Origin of the sequence: Paenibacillus sp. FSL H8-0079 (genome assembly GCF_037991315.1) — a bacterium.
GTDB lineage: Bacteria > Bacillota > Bacilli > Paenibacillales > Paenibacillaceae > Paenibacillus.
Genome location: NZ_CP150300.1, coordinates 3,561,601 through 3,575,007, shown reverse-complemented (window position 1 = coordinate 3,575,007; position 13,407 = coordinate 3,561,601). Strand labels below are relative to the sequence as shown.

Here is a 13,407-nt window from a genome sequence, read left to right as displayed (position 1 = left end):
GTATTCATGCATCTATCATAAACGCAGGAGAAAAATAAAAAATCGTACAAAAGGGCAAGACCCAAGTGTACGATCGGGCAAATCTATAAATGTTCCATTATAAATGCAATATTCCACGTTCCACCGCGACGGCGACAGCCTGCGGTCTCGAATCCACACCTAATTTATTGTAGATACTGGTTAGATGAGTCTTTACAGTCCGTTCGGATATTCCCATATCGAAGCCGATCTCTTTACTTCGAGAGCCACGGGCAATCGCTTGAAGCACGATCAGTTCTTTGTCTGTAAGAGATATCCTGGATGAGGACGACTCTTTTGCCTTTTCTGATGTCTTGTGAGCAAATACTTTCTTGCTGATCTCCGGTAATAGCAACGTTTCCCCACGCATCGCTGCATCAATTGAACGAAATATCATTTCTCTTCCCGTGTCCTTCAGCAAATACCCTTTGGCACCTAACGCTAGCCCGCGGATCATCATTTCATCCTCGTTATATGTAGTCAAAATAATGATCGGTATATCCATTCCTTTAGCTCTGAGCGCTGTCATGGTATCCAGGCCGCCCATTTCAGGCATGTTTAAATCCAGAAGGATGATGTCCGGTTTGTAAGTATCCACCCGTCGAACCGCTTCCATACCGTTAGATGCTTCTGCAACTACCTCGTACCTTTGATTGGTTTCCAGGATCAGCTTAAGGCCCTCCCGAACGACGAAATGGTCGTCCACGATAAGAATCTTGATTGTCATACGTTGGTGTCCTCCTGTTGTAATGGGATGCGAACAGAAACTTGGGTTCCCTGCTTTCCGCTTTCAATTTCGATCTTCCCGCCCATAATTCGGGTTCGTTCATATAAGCCAATTAAGCCATAACTACCGGATTGTTTCTCGATGAGGTTGGTATCGAACCCTATTCCGTCATCTGTAATGCTTAGCTCGATGACGTTTTCGCGTGCTGCAACCACGACTTCCACGTTCGTAGCATTAGCATATTTTGCTGTATTGGCCAAGCATTCTCGGATGATATGTAAACTATGTTCGAAGATCAACTTCGGCACTTCTGGATGGGGTATCGATGACTGAGTGACAGTACGAATGCCTGTTATATGTGAGAAATGCTCAGCCTCTTCCTTCACCGCTTTAGAAATATCTGTGACCTCGGCAGGAAACGAACGCAAGTCATCAATTGCGCTTCTCGCCTCTGAAAGCGTGCGCTTTGCTTGAGCTTTTGACAGCCGAACAATCTCGTGGGCACGATGGTTATTATCATTTTCTAAATGCGCATCCACGGCATCAAGCTGCATGATCAGACCTGCCAGCCCTTGTGCCAAGGTATCATGTAAATCACGGGCCATTCGTTGACGTTCATTGGCAATCGTTAGCTCCTCCACTTTCCTGTGCGCTCGTTCCAATTCACGTAAAAACGACTGGGTCCGCAATTTGGCACGAACTTGTTTATAGAACAAAGAAGCATAGCCGATTACGAAAAACATGATGAAGAAGAGCGATGGTACTGTAGATGGCAAATCCTCGGTAGTCCCCAGCCAAACCAGAGAGACAGAAAACAAGATGCAGTAAAAGGTACATACCAGAAGCACCTTCATCCGTTGAGCGTACACGCCAATACTCTGACCCGCCAAAGCCGTCAATAGACTTACAAAGATGAGAGAATGAGCATTAGGCATGAATAACGCACACCCCCAGACAATACATCCTTGTGTCACAAAATAAATCCAGGGTCTTCGATCGACAACGTATCCGGCATACCAATGCAGCAGAATGTGAACCAGAATGAGAGCTGTAAACATCATAAATTCAAACCATGTGGGCAACATCGGCAGTTGGGAGTACAATGCAGAAAAATAAATCAGAATGCCCCAGATCAAAGCAGGCAAACGAGAATCACGCAGAACATTTTGAATATCAGATCGGGAGCTTGTATACGGTTTGTTTATCGAATAATCACTCATGCTTGATCACCTCTATCAGGTACTATTTATAAAACAGTCTCTCCGGACACAAAAAAACGGTACATTACTGTACCGATCATTGATTCACTCAATCTATGTTAATGTACTAAGTGTCTCCAAGTCCAGTCCAATAAGTCAAGCGTCATGATTGCACGTTAACCTTCCTGTCTCAATGGGCCCGGTCCCTTCAGTACCCGCAAATGTGAAGTAATCGATTTGGGCAGGCTAAGCTGATTCGATTCGAAGTGCTCATGTATGATGATCTGCGACAGAATGTGCCGGACGGACGTTCGGAAAAGCTCACGCTCTGGTTCGCATAGTTGTTCATCAACTAATCTGAATGTTGTCAGCTCGTTCCCAAAATACTCGTTCATCTTTCTCTCTGTTGGTTATATTTTGGGAGAATAGACGCTTTATATAACGCAATGCAAAATTTAATTGGGTATCATCCCCCTCCTAATCACATCAATTAGCAGAAGCATTAATGGAATCACGCCAAACAAAACAGCAGATATATTACCCAATATGTCGCCCAGAACTAATGCTTCGATTAGACTTTTGGGTACTGTAGATACCAAATAAATAAAGGGTAGTAACATGTAATGTATAGGTTGGACTTTTCTTAAACGAAATAAGTTTTGGATACCGATTGAAGTGAAATAATACTTAATAGCGAAAGTCACGAAGATCTGAACGATCCAGAAAATTAAAATAAGTAACTCAAAACGTTCAAAAAACAACCCTTCTATTTCGAAACTTCTTAGAAGATCAAGTGTAGGAAATGTTCTTGTTGTAATTCCACTTAATGATAAACATCCAACTACCATCACCATGGTAAACCAACAAAGTAATGTAACAATCGAAATACTCCAAAATATCGTTTTGGTGCTTTCTTTAGGGTGGGTCATATAAGCAGTTAGTATTAACATCATCTCATATCCTGAATAAGATAACACAGCAGGCTGTATCCCCTTCAATACAGGGATAATTCCATCACCAAACATAGGCAGAAGATTATTAAATTCAAACAACTTGCTGCTCAACAGAATCCCAATTATAAAAATAATTAATGTAAACGGAAGTGTAATTGTTAATAGCCTCAATAAGGCAGAGAGCCCACCTGTCACTAAATAAAGTCCACACCAAAGAAAAACGATGACTGTGGCCCAATAAGGTGTATCTTGTAATAAATACATATCAGTAGCATCTGCCATTACCCTGATTTCCAAGGAACTAAGAACAAGAAAATATAATATTATCATTAACCCATAAATATTAGATACCCATATTCCTGTGATGCTTGCAGTAAACTCAAATACTGTTTTATTTGGATATCTCATACTCAAATTTACAACTATAATACCGATCCCGATAACAACGAGTCCTGATAAAAGCATCGATATCCAGATATCCGGCGTCTGGACTGATTTACTCAAAGTACGAGGGAGTATTAGTATGCCTGCGTTAAACATACAGTTTATGACAACAATAGCAGTCTGCACTGTACTTATTTTATCTGTGGAACCAACAGACATATTCCCCATCCCCAACCCATAATTTGTGATACTTCAGTATGCCCGGGGTTGTTAAATTGTAACCTTTAAACTCCTCTATATAATTGGTTCCGCTTGTTTAGGTTCGTTTCATCTTCAAATTCATATCTTCGTAACAATATCCTTCCAAATATAGCCACAACGAGCCATATTCGCTTTGCCACCTAATATTCATACTGGATAGGAAAGAAGGTGAATGATGAATCATGCCTCCAGCTCTAGAAATTCAGCATGGTACTGCCGGTTATGGCACTTCCCCCGTTCTTCACAAGCTAGACTTTCAAGGCTTATGCGGGGAGATGATTGCGATTACGGGTGCCAATGGCGCAGGCAAAACAACACTGTTTAAAGTCATCCTCGGTCTGATCCCCATGAGGGAAGGCTCCATGAGCATTGGCGGACGACCGATGGAACATAAAAAAGACTTTAAATGGGCGCAGAAAAAAATCGGTTTTGTGCCTCAGGGCATTCAGAAAGGAAATCTGCCTATCACCGTTTTTGAATATGTGATGCTTGGCAACTGGGGAAAGTCATTTGCTTATTGGAATCGTCCTTCTATAGCAGATAAGCAAAAAACGGCTGAATGGCTTGAGTATGTCGGATTAACGGAATTGTCCAACCAAGACTGCAATGATTTATCCGGAGGACAGCAACAACGGATGTTTATAGCACGTGCATTAATACGTGAACCTGACATCTTGCTTTTGGACGAACCAAGCAGTCATTTGGATACGTTCTCAAGAGAATTGCTGTATACGATCATCGGTGAATACAGACAGCGAGCACCTCAGCTGCTCACGCTTATGATCACTCATCAATTGGAAGAAACGAAACAGTTGCATGACCGCATTTGTTTTATGAAGAACGGGATGTTAACGGATGTTGGTAGTATTGCATGACGTTAATCGACTACATACATATTCCATTGTTCCAGCGTGCATTGATCGCCTGTATTATCGGGGGTAGCTGTTTGTCCCTCGTGGGAATTGTCGTGATTCAGTTCCAGTTGACGGTTGTTCGTTTTGCTCTGATGCATTTGGCTCTTCTAGGTGGCGCGTTCGGATTGCTGATCGGTATGAAGCCTATGCCTGGAGCCATGTTAGCTATTTTTGCCGGTTCATTGTTATTCGGTCCGTTATCTGCCAAGGTTAAGCTCGAACCCGCAATTATCGGAGCCTTTCTCATGACAGGATCACTTGCTGCGGCCTTAATGCTGTTTCACATTGGTGGAATTCCTGCAATGGATGTATTTGGCCTGTTTGCAGGCAGCATTCTGACGCTAACTTCTTTGGACATGTGGCTACTTAGTGGAATCAGCTTAATTATCGTGTCTATGTTCGTAATCTGTTACAGGGAGATCCAACTGGTGCTGCATCATGCGGAACATGCGGAGTGGTTAGGTATTCCCGCTATCAGAATTCGTAATGTGCTTCTGTTCCTCACTGGAATCTCAATTGGCATTGCAATGAAGCTCGTGGGAGCTTTGTTGATAGATGCCCTATTGCTTCTGCCTGCGATGGCAGCTACAAGAGTAAGCAAAACGTATAAGCAATTACTCGGTTTGTCATCGCTTTTTGGCATAATGACTGCAGTTGGAGGGTATATCGTTTCCCTCATCTTTAACTTGCCAACGGGTGCATCCATAACTATGGTCGGTGTCATCATCTTAAGTCTTTGTTATCTGCTCACTCGAAAATAACTATATCTGTGGAGGTATATTTCTAATGAAAAATAACAAAACCATACTAAAAAAATTCTCCCTCCTGTTGGTGCTTGTCATGGGAACCATTCTTTTCACGGGATGTACAGGAAATGCGTCCAGTACGGTAACCGAAAATGCTCAGAACACGGAACAAAAGCAAGCTGAGACCGTCACTCCGAAGATTGTCGCATCCACAAGCTGGACAGCCCTTCTGGCAAAAACGGCAGGCGTAGAAGACGTCACCATTCTTGCCCCCGTGGACATGAAACATCCAAATGAGTATGACTTTAAGCCCAGTGATATTGAGAAAGTGAATGATGCGTCAACGGTTATCTACTCCGAATATGAACCGTTTATGAAACAAATATTGGAGGCTGCTGATGTACCAGAGGAAGAGCAGCTTGTCGTTGTCACTGAAAATACTCCGGAAGCACTCCACACACAAATCATGAATATTGCCCAAAAAACTGGAACGACAGCTGTTGCCGAGCAGGCTATGAAGGAAATTGACAGCACATTCGAAGCAGTCCGTGCTGAAACGGCAAAACTGGACACCCAATCCAAACGGGTCGTTGCTCAGGCTTACATGGTACCTGTAGCCAAAGCCCTTGGATACGAGGTCATTGGTGAATTCGGTCCAGCTGAAGTTACGCCGACACAAGCAGCAGAACTTGCAGCTTTGAAGCCTGCTCTGATCATCGATAATTTACACTTTCCTCAAGGAGCAGAAATTTCAAGCATAGCTGACCGTCCAGTTATCGAGCTTCGTAACTATCCCGAGACTTCCGAGCAAACGCTAGTCCAGCTTATTCAGGATAATGCCAAAAAGCTTGGATTAACATTAGCTGATTAAAAAGCAAGCAGAGTCCGCCCTTCTTTAAGGGGCGGACTCTTTTTATGTCAGATTGGCAAACCAATGATTCCAATAATGTCGCAGGGTTCTAACTAGCGTAACAGGACTAGATTGAGAAGTATCACATCGTATTATTTGTGCGTCTGCTCGACCATGACATGTCTTAATTTTTTGCTTAATTTGGTGAGTAGACCAGTTGCTTCATATACTCTACTGATTCTGAGACTTTCAAGCCGGGATTTGTAACAAACATGGAAGGCGGCAAAACATGGAGGCGGTCAGATTTCACCGCTTGCAACGAACTCCAGGCTGGATTGCTCTCCAACTGGGATTTGATCATGCGCTGCCCATCTTCGTCGGTGCCATGAACTACGATGAAGAGGTAGTCTGGATTCAGTTCAACCAGTTTTTCCATACTGAAGGGTACTGAACTTAGCATTTTTCCTGAAGGTAGATCTTCTGCAATATTGTTCATTTGCAGCATCTTTGCGATATCTAGCGCAATACTGGACGATTTTTGCATAGACGCAGTATTCATCATCAGGGTAATGATCGCATAAGACGGCTTGTTCGCCGGTAAATCGGTTGTCAGTGCCTTCAGTTTGGCATCCATGTCTGTAATCTCAATTTCAGCCTGCTGTTCTTTGCCTATGATCTGTCCGAACAACTTGGCATTACTGCGAATGTCCTCAATAGACTTCACCGTCAAAATGGCGAATGGGATGCCGGAATCAGCGAAAGTGCTGGACAGATCCTTGTGAAAGAGCGGTTGACCGATGACCAGATCAGGTTTTAATTGTAGGACTTCCTCCATATTGATGCTGTTAATCAGGCCAACTTGCTTCACACCAGTTGCTTCAGCAGGAGTATTCACACCAGCTGATGTTGCTATGCCAACGGCTTCGCCGCCAACCTGATAGAACAATTCAGTTAATTCGTTGTTCAGAATAACGATGCGTTCAGGTTTTTTCTCCAAGGTGACTGTGGCACCATTCAGATCTTGAAAAGTGAGATAGGGGCTGGAAGAAGCCTGATCTTGCTGCGGGTCTGTGCCGCAAGCGGTAGTCATAGTAAGTAAGGCCGCAATCCAAGTGATAACAATCCATTTTTTCAATGTAATCCCCCTCTTTTTTGTACCCCGATATTAGGCGTAAATCCTATTTTATCGTATATAAAACATATTCCTGCGCATAGGCTCATTCGAGCTATATTGCTGAGGAAAACGTGAACATCCTGTGATCGTTGCCGTTGTTCCAGACGTATATGCACCGTAGATCCTATCGCCGGAATCCAATGGTAAAAACAAAACAACCTCTAATTTTTATTTAGAGGTTGTTTTGGTATTTATTCTTTGAAAAGTTGAAAATTGTAGACAGAGATTGATTTACTTTCAGAAGAAATATTAACTTCAGCATCAACTTTAAAAACATCACGTAACATTTTTGGTGTAATAACATTTCGAGGAGCGCCATAGTCATAAAGTTCTCCCGCTTGAAGCACAATGATTTGATCTGAAATCATGGCTGCTTGATTAATATCATGTAGGACTAGGATGATTGTGATGCCTTGTTCGATATTTAGGCGCTTAATCAATTCAATAATCTCAAGTTGGTGATGGATGTCTAGATAGGACGTTGGTTCATCTAATAACAAGATAGCAGGCTGTTGAGCTAGTGCCATTGCAATCCATGCCCTCTGACGCTCCCCTCCAGATAAGCTATCTACTGTTCTTTCTGATAAATCCGCTAAATGCGTAAGTGAGATGGCTTGATCTACAATGGCATGATCTTCTTGATTTAATCGTTCAAATTTCCTTTTATGTGGGAAACGGCCATATTCAATTAACTGTCTAACCGTAACCTCGGGATTACTCTCATGTACTTGCATTAAAAAGGCAAGCTCTCTGGCAAATGCTTTCCTGCTCCATGTATTGATTTCGCTATTCTTAAATAAAATCTCTCCATACGTAGTCTGAATTTGCTTCCCCAGTGCCTTTAGAAGCGTACTTTTACCACAACCATTAGGTCCGAGAATACTGTGAATCCTTCCTGCTTCAAACTGAAGAGTTAAAGCCGAAATGACCTCATTATCATGATATCCAATGCGAACATTCTTTGCCTCAAGTGTCATATCCTTCTCTTCTTTCGCAACAAATATAAGAAAAATGGAGCACCTATAACGCCCATAATGATACCCACAGGTAGTTCAATCGGTGCAAAGGCAATACGACCAATGGTGTCAGATAAACATAGGACTGTTACTCCCAGCAACGCTGAAGCTGGCAGCAAGATTCGGTAATCATTTCCCACCATAAGCCTGGCAGCATGGGGGACAATTAATCCAACAAAACCGAGAAGTCCGACGATACTAATTGCACTGGCAGCAAGCAATGCGCTTATAGCAATAAACCATAAACGATACCCCTCTGTGTTTAGTCCAAGTGATTTCGATTCAGCATCGCCCAGTAACAGCACATTCATTCGTTGGGCACTTAATAGAGCCAACGTTAGCCCAATAATGCTATAAGGAATGATAATCTCTACATGTCCCCAACTTTTGGCAGACAGGTTTCCAACCATAAAGGAAATAGCTCCTTGTATACGATCACTATAAAATGTATATAGAGCGGAGACTCCAGAGTTTAAAAAAGCAGAGGCTGCAACTCCGGCTAGAATTATTCTCATAGGAGAAACTCCCTTGTCCCAAGCTAGCATATATATTAGCAGGGCTGAAGCCAATGCTCCAATAAATGCAACAGGAACTAACAAATATGAGTAGGCAGGAAACATTAGCAGCAGGGTTGTTCCGAATAAACCTGCACCAGAGGAAACACCGATAATATGGGGATCAGCCATAGGGTTACGCATAACCCCTTGTAACAATGCACCCGAAATAGCTAAATTCATGCCGACAAACACGGCTACAAGTGTACGAGGCAGTCTAATATTCCATATGATTGCGTAATAGTCGGAATCTGTATTACCGAGTAAAATACTTGAAATCGTCCGAACATGCACAGGAACTGCTCCAAGGCCTAAACTAATCAACATACTTAGTAAAGCTATGATTAGGAAAAGCCCAATGATGAAGAGCTTAAAACTTATCTTTTTTCTAAACCCTGTATGCTTATTCATAAAGATTACCTAGAAAGTTCGCCATACACTTCTAAATAGCTCCCTTCATTATTCTCATGAGTATAACAATTGTTAGTTTGATTCACTTGGAGCGATCAAGTCTGCCATATAACTATAGGAATCGACAACATCAACACCAGGAGCTATTGCAAATTTAACTTTTGGAAGAAAATACATTCGGTCATTTGAAATAGCTGAAAGCGAGCGCCAAGCTGGATTCGATTTGAAATTGCTTTCTATCATCTTTTCACCTTCCTCATCCGTTGTATGAGAAATAATAAACAAATAATCAGGATCAATCATAACCATCTCTTCCATACTAAAAGGAATATATCCGGCCATAACTTCCCCATCTAACGATAATGTAGCGTTACGGAGTTTTAACTGATCCGCAATATCTACTGCTATTGTAGAACCCTGCTCAACAAATGCAGCATCTCCCATAACCGTTAGTATGGCATAGGAAGGCATCTCTTTTTCATCTGGGATCCGATCAATCACTTGATTAATCTCGGAGTTCATTTTCGCTACAAGCTCTTTTGCTTTTTGCTCATTACCTGTAATTTTCCCCATCAAAATCGTATTCTGCCTTATGTCTTCAATGGATTGGGTGTTAAGATTCGCTATAGGAATATTAGCTTCTTTAAGAATTTCTCTTAGATTAGCATGATCGAAACGCTGGCCAATCACTAAATCAGGCTTTAACTCTACAACTTTCTCAATATTAACCTGATGCATAAACCCCACTCTCGGAAGATCTGCTGCTTCTTTGGGAGGATCAATGTTAAATGTATTCGTTATACCTACTGCTTTCCCTCCAACTTGATAAAAGGAGTGAAGCACTTGATCATTTAAAACAACAATTTTTTGAGGTTTATCTTGGAGTGTAACGAGCTGCCCGTCAAAGTCTTTAAAAGACAGAAAAGGTTCAGCCGATTGATTAATAGCACCTTCCTCTCTTTGGCTCTCTTGTTGTGGTTGTGAAGTATTTTGACAACCACTTACAATTACTAGCATGATTAAAATAAAGACTGTAAATTTAAATCGATCCTTCATCATTTTGGTCCCCTTCTTTCTCAAAGTATTTTTAAGAAGCACATGAACTGGAAAATACGATTCTACATTTAAATAAGCTTATCCTTAGATTTATAATAGCTGAATGGCTCAGCTGAGCTATTCGAGGGAGACAAAATGGCTTAATTGTAAACAATTTGTGAACCTGGTGCTTATATCAGTAAAAAAATTCTCTTTATACATGAATTGAATAAAAAATGCCCCCCAATGATGTATTTGATCATTAGAGGGGCATCTTTTATATTTCAGTTTAAATCAAGTATGAGTATGAATAATAACGACTTCTTATAATAGGAAAAGCCGCTATTACAGCGATTTTAATGGTATTTGCTGTGTTCAAGGTGCTTACATATGCTGTAGACCCCAGTTTTGCAATTGTAACAAAATCGGGGTGAGACTATGTCCTTTATCTGTTAGTGAGTATTCGACACGAGGAGGCATTTCAGCATAAGCAACGCGGTTCACTAGCCCACCTTCTTCAAGCTCACGCAATTGACGCGTAAGTGTACGATGCGTGACCGTGGAGAGCGATCTTTGTAGTTCGTTAAACCGTATAATATCTTTATTCAATAAATGGTACAAAATCAGAATTTTCCATTTGCCTCCGATTGCGTTGACTGCAAATTCAACCGGGCAAGTACTGCAATTTTCCAATGGTTCGATCTGCATAAGTTTACCTCCAAAAGTATCACAAGAGATACCTGATATCCCGAATGTGCGTACTTACATAAAGTTTGTGAGTTAGTTATTATGAATATAACATTTAGTTCGCTACTGAACAAATGAATGTAACTATAAGGAGCTGTTGTATATATGGAAACGATATTAGTCTATGGAGCGTCAGGGGTACAAGGTGGAGCCGTAGCGAGATTGTTAACTTCCCAAGGGGTAGCTGTTCGCACCATTACACGTCATGACAAAAACGTAGCTGCTTTAAAAGAGCAAGGTATAGAGGCATTTGTTGGTGATCTGTCTGTACCAGAAACGTTGAATGAAGTTAACAACGGTGTAGATAAAGTCTTCTTGAATATGCCAATCGAGTATGACACTGCTCTAATGAAGCAACAAATTACAAATGCCGTTGAAGCTGCGCGACAAGCGCACGTTAAATTGATCGTTGTGAACTCGAATGGATTTTTACCAGAACAGCCAACCGACACCAAAACGTTGGATGTTAAACGAGAATTAATCGAGTACGTACAACAAAGCGGTATTCCAACTATTTTGGTAAAACCCACACTTTATATGGAAAACTTCTTGATTCCGGGTCTGATCAATAATGGGATGCTCTTCTACCCTGTACCAGCAGATAAACCGATCCCATGGATCAGCTCCGAAGACGCAGCGCAATATCATTATTATGCGCTAACCCATCCTGAGCTGGCAGGACAAGTGCTGTTAGCTCCAGGTCCGGAAGCACTTACTGGTGCAGAACTCGGCGAGCGCTTTACACAAGCGTTGGGACAAGATATAACCTTCAATTTCCTGAACTATGATGATTTTGAAACAGCTCTCTCTCCAGTAATGGGGGCGGACCAAGCAGCTGGTATTGCAGGCTTCTATCGTTGGATCGGAGCTAATATTGATTCCCTCAACTATTATGACGTGAAAGATCGCGTGGTTGTCCCTGATCTCCAACTGACTTCGCTGAAGAATTGGTTGCAACAACCGCATGTAAAAACAATTTTCGGTTCTTAAGAATAGAACCAGTAACATCGCTCTCGAATTCGTTGCAATAATACTTTAATCTCTCAGGGAGTGTGCTATAGTACATTCTCTGAGAGATTATTTTATCAGCCACCCTCCATAACACTTCTTATCAGAGTGAGACTTGATTTGATTTTCCTTTCCATAATACTGTAAGTCCTAAACCAATGATCAGAACTATTCCTGCAAAAAGGTAAGGGTAGTGAATATTAATATCAAATAGAATCCCGCCCAATGCAGGGCCAAAAAAATTCCCCAAGCTAGTGTAAGTGGAGTTCATTCCTGCTACAAAACCTTGCTGTTTACCAGCAGTTTTAGATAAGAAGGTAGTTAGGGCAGGTCGTAACAAATCAAACGCTAAAAAAATAAAACAAGTTACAATTAAAACGGATGTGTAGCTAGTGACAATAGTAGATATGAAAGCTAAAACCGAGCCCATGATTAGGCAAAGCTGAATCACCATTTTTTCGCCTAATTTATTTACTAATTTCCCGAACAATAAAATTTGAATAATTACAGCTACAATTGAACTTATGGTGATAATGCTTGCGATATCCTTGGGAGTGAAGCCAAATTTCTCATCAGAAAACAAGCTGAATACAGTTTCGTAGGCAGATAATCCGAAAGCAAGGACAAAGACCATAATAAACGCTATGAAGTAGATTGGTTGAATTGATTTTCTTAAATCCTTAATGAAGCTAGATCCCTTTGTATTTGAAGATAATTGTTTCATCTCTACAACTGACAGAGGCTCTTTTAATATCATTGAAGAGGAAATAGCGGCTAAGAGTGCCATAGCAGCGGCGAAGAAAAAAGGCATCCTAATACCATAATCGGCAATAAACCCGCCCACACCTGGCCCAATAATAAATCCGGTGCTGATCGCAGCGGAGACGTATCCCATCGCCTTAGGTCTATCCTCTGTAGTAGTTATATCAGCCACGTATGCTGTTACAGCAGGCATAATAAACGCAGCACTTATTCCTCCCAGTACCCTGGACAAATAAAGTATTGAAACGTGTGTTCCTAGACCGAAAATCAATTCTGATAAACTGAATACCAGTAAACCGATAACGATCATTTTTTTTCTTCCAAAACGATCAACCCATCTACCAGCAAAAGGCGAAATAATTAACTGGGATAAGGCGTAGACTGCAACCAGATAGCCCATTGTACTTCCGGATAAATCCAGCATATCTTTGAAAGAAGGCATGACTGGAACAATTAATCCTATCCCGAGAAAGGCTGTGAAAATATTACTTAGTAAAATCACCATTACCATTTTTTGATCTTTTAGTGGCTTTTTCATCTGAATACTCCTCTTACGATTAAATTCATAAACTTCAAATGATTAGATAACGTTAAATTTTAAGAGTTAGAATTTTTCTCTTAGTTATTATTTCATCATAAGATATAGTC

General features: G+C 41.3%; 13 protein-coding genes. 4 read left to right on the top strand and 9 right to left on the bottom strand.

The genetic code is table 11. The annotated features are described in order from the left end of the window. Positions 1-97: 97 nt before the first annotated feature. From MHI06_RS15910 to MHI06_RS15900, 3 genes are all read right to left on the bottom strand, one after another. A complete protein-coding gene (locus MHI06_RS15910) occupies positions 98-745 on the bottom strand; it encodes a response regulator transcription factor (protein WP_340398378.1) in 648 nt (215 codons plus the stop codon). After that, positions 742-1,965 (bottom strand): sensor histidine kinase, encoded by a 1,224-nt coding sequence (locus MHI06_RS15905; RefSeq protein WP_340398377.1) that lies wholly within the window; start codon positions 1,963-1,965, stop codon positions 742-744. Before MHI06_RS15905 ends, MHI06_RS15910 begins: the two co-directional genes overlap by 4 nt. Positions 1,966-2,399: 434 nt before the next feature. Next, the gene (locus tag MHI06_RS15900; RefSeq protein WP_340398376.1) at positions 2,400-3,500 is read right to left on the bottom strand and encodes a GerAB/ArcD/ProY family transporter; all 1,101 of its coding nucleotides are present in this window, start codon (positions 3,498-3,500) and stop codon (positions 2,400-2,402) included. Between the two features lie 224 nt (positions 3,501-3,724). Here MHI06_RS15900 and MHI06_RS15895 point away from each other — a divergent pair, with 224 nt between their 5' ends. From MHI06_RS15895 to MHI06_RS15885, 3 genes are read left to right on the top strand one after another with little or no spacing between them, the layout of a single operon-like run. Continuing rightward, positions 3,725-4,417 carry a metal ABC transporter ATP-binding protein gene (locus tag MHI06_RS15895; protein WP_340398375.1) on the top strand — a complete coding sequence of 231 codons (693 nt, stop codon included), beginning with the start codon at positions 3,725-3,727 and terminating at the stop codon, positions 4,415-4,417. Further along, a complete protein-coding gene (locus tag MHI06_RS15890; RefSeq protein WP_340398374.1) occupies positions 4,414-5,217 on the top strand; it encodes a metal ABC transporter permease in 804 nt (267 codons plus the stop codon). Before MHI06_RS15895 ends, MHI06_RS15890 begins: the two co-directional genes overlap by 4 nt. Positions 5,218-5,242: 25 nt before the next feature. Next, positions 5,243-6,073 (top strand): zinc ABC transporter substrate-binding protein, encoded by an 831-nt coding sequence (locus MHI06_RS15885; protein ID WP_340398373.1) that lies wholly within the window; start codon positions 5,243-5,245, stop codon positions 6,071-6,073. A gap of 175 nt (positions 6,074-6,248) precedes the next feature. On the opposite strand, the gene MHI06_RS15880 is transcribed toward MHI06_RS15885, so the two are convergent. The 5 genes from MHI06_RS15880 to MHI06_RS15860 form a co-directional block, all read right to left on the bottom strand. Continuing rightward, positions 6,249-7,187, bottom strand: coding sequence for an ABC transporter substrate-binding protein (locus MHI06_RS15880; protein WP_340398372.1), 939 nt, complete (start codon positions 7,185-7,187; stop codon positions 6,249-6,251). Positions 7,188-7,417: 230 nt separating this feature from the next. After that, the gene (locus tag MHI06_RS15875; protein WP_222215697.1) at positions 7,418-8,203 is read right to left on the bottom strand and encodes an ABC transporter ATP-binding protein; all 786 of its coding nucleotides are present in this window, start codon (positions 8,201-8,203) and stop codon (positions 7,418-7,420) included. Further along, the gene (locus MHI06_RS15870) at positions 8,200-9,207 is read right to left on the bottom strand and encodes an iron ABC transporter permease (RefSeq protein WP_340398371.1); all 1,008 of its coding nucleotides are present in this window, start codon (positions 9,205-9,207) and stop codon (positions 8,200-8,202) included. The genes MHI06_RS15875 and MHI06_RS15870 overlap by 4 nt, the downstream gene beginning before the upstream one ends. A 72-nt stretch (positions 9,208-9,279) precedes the next feature. After that, positions 9,280-10,266 (bottom strand): ABC transporter substrate-binding protein, encoded by a 987-nt coding sequence (locus MHI06_RS15865; RefSeq protein WP_340398370.1) that lies wholly within the window; start codon positions 10,264-10,266, stop codon positions 9,280-9,282. Positions 10,267-10,626: 360 nt separating this feature from the next. Beyond that, positions 10,627-10,950, bottom strand: a complete 324-nt coding sequence (locus MHI06_RS15860) for a helix-turn-helix domain-containing protein (protein ID WP_340398369.1) — start codon at positions 10,948-10,950, stop codon at positions 10,627-10,629. Positions 10,951-11,094: 144 nt separating this feature from the next. Between MHI06_RS15860 and MHI06_RS15855 the strand changes: the two genes are divergently transcribed. Further along, positions 11,095-11,979, top strand: a complete 885-nt coding sequence (locus tag MHI06_RS15855; protein WP_340398368.1) for an NmrA family NAD(P)-binding protein — start codon at positions 11,095-11,097, stop codon at positions 11,977-11,979. 121 nt (positions 11,980-12,100) lie between these two features. Here MHI06_RS15855 and MHI06_RS15850 read toward each other — a convergent pair whose 3' ends face one another. Then, a complete protein-coding gene (locus MHI06_RS15850; protein ID WP_340398367.1) occupies positions 12,101-13,297 on the bottom strand; it encodes an MFS transporter in 1,197 nt (398 codons plus the stop codon). Between the last annotated feature and the right edge of the window lie 110 nt (positions 13,298-13,407).